At 28.2% G+C, this 2,245-nt stretch carries 1 protein-coding gene and 1 pseudogene; both read right to left on the reverse strand.

The genetic code is table 11. From position 1 onward, the window contains the following. On the reverse strand, positions 1–1,333 hold a 1,333-nt coding region (locus tag Q4Q55_RS10400), incomplete at its 3' end, for a hypothetical protein (RefSeq protein ID WP_303372726.1). A gap of 118 nt (positions 1,334–1,451) precedes the next feature. After that, positions 1,452–2,245 (reverse strand): annotated as a pseudogene (locus tag Q4Q55_RS10405) (hypothetical protein); the annotation flags it as partial.

The raw sequence follows: 2,245 nt of genomic DNA on the forward strand, positions 1-2,245 counted from the left end.
TAATACAGTCTTGCGCAAGGAAATGTAAAGTTGTAGAACCATTTATTTCATATTCATAAGTATTATTATTTAGAGAAATATACGCTATGCCTTGGCTTGATTGAGGTAAATTAATTGTAATATTTTGATTTTCACCATAAATGATAGATTTTGCACTGACTTGAACATCATTTTTAAAATCTAAAAAGATATCTTCAGAGTCAAGTGTAACTTCAATATGATTGTCTTTAGACTCACTTTTATAAATTACCTTGAATGTGCCATCTACCAGGGTAATGTTTTGAGGCAATTTTCCAGTTTTAGATGAAAAATAAACAGTTAATGGATAAAGTTCTTCAATTCCATCCGTAGTGCCGTCATCCCATGTTAATTTACCTAATATTTCAAAAGTGTCATTACCTAGGTAATTTTCCCATGATGAAAATACTGCTTGTTTATTTACTGGCCACAATAGATTACTGCCATATGTTCCATCACTTTTGACCTCACGATAAGCTATATAATTTGAATAATAATTTTGACCCAACCATACATTATTAAATGTCAAATTACAACCAATACGATAATATCCTCCCCCAATATTTAATCTAGATGAAAGAACACAATAATTAAATTCTATATCAAAATTAGAGTTACTCCTAAATGTACTTATATAATTATAAGATCCTAAAAAATTGCAATAGTTAAATTTCCCCTTAAATGGGCTTGAAAACATTAATGCTTCGTTAAAATTGATAAATGAACAATTATTAAATATTCTTAAATCAGATGCACCATTGAATACTAAAAAATGTCTATCTGCATTTGCATGTAAATAAATACAATTTGATCCATCAAAGATAAGATTGGAAAATGTGAAATTTCCATAGGAAGATGTTAAACCAAAAGATGCATAGGCTCCAGGTTCATTTCTTAAATTTTTAATAATAACTTCACCCAATCCATTAATGAATAAATTACTTGTATTAAATTTTAAATCTGAATCAAGATAATATGTTCCATTATAAACATTTATTTCAACTTTTTTTTCACCACTTAAATTGTTGCATGCTCGTTCAAATGAGTTAAATGGATTATTCAATGTTCCATTTCCCCCATCTGTTGTTTTATTTTGACCTACATAGATTACACGTGAATTCTCCTCTTGTGAGGATATTTGTGTGTCCTGTGAAATTTCTAAATTATCTTCTTCATTAATGTCAATTAAGTCTATTTCACTAGACTGTGTTACAATCTCAGCAGTTGTATCATTTAAATCTGCTGCTGAAACAGATCCAATGAAAAAGATTAATGACACTAATAAAACCAACCAAATTATTTCTTTTAAATTCATGACCTGAATACGCTCCTTTAATTTTTTTATTTATGAAGTGATTTTGTGATTTAATAAGTATGATAAATATTTTAATTCTAAAAAAAATGAAAATGTGAGAATTTTTTAATTCTCACTTTTATTTAATTGTTATTTTTCCGTTTTTGTTTACTGCTTTGTATGCTTTGTCTCCGGCGAATTTTACATTATATTTAAAAGTACCTTTTTTGATTAATTTGGTAATTTTAAATGTTGCTATTCCTTTTTTATTGGTTTTTGCAGTGTAAGTTTTACCTTTGACTTTTAAAGTGACTTTTTTATTTTTAAGTACAGTTTTACCAGTTGTTAGTTTTACTTGTACTTTTTTAGTTTTTGTTGTAGCTTTGAAAGTCTTTTTAGGAGCAGTTAATTTAGTTGCTTTTTTACTTACAACAACTTTAGCACTAGCAATACTTGCACTGTAACCATTCTCACCAAGGAAACTGAAAGTATAATACCTTGTACCCACAGTACTATAAAGTGCTTTAACTTTAGCAACACCAGAACCATTAGTAACCACACTATCTGTTTTACCATTAACAGTGAACTGAATAGTTTTATTAACTAATGACACATTATTCGCATCAACCAATGAAATAATGAAATACTTAGCAGTAGTAGCAGTAGTACTGATATTTCCAACTAAAATACTGGTTGCAACAGGATTTAAAGATTTTTCAATAGCATTATTTTGAGCAACAACAGTTGCATTAAGATTATTAATCTCTTTAGCCTGAGATTCAATAGTGTTATTCATAGTTTTCACATTATCATTAAGAGTAGAGATTTCTGCATCTTTACCTGCAATAATGTTATCTTTCTCAGTTAGATTATTGTTGAGATTAGTAATTTCTGCATCTTTAGCAGTTATATTTTGATTAAGCTCACCAATCT

Origin of the sequence: Methanobrevibacter sp., assembly GCF_030539555.1 — an archaeon.
In the GTDB taxonomy this organism is placed as follows: domain Archaea; phylum Methanobacteriota; class Methanobacteria; order Methanobacteriales; family Methanobacteriaceae; genus Methanocatella.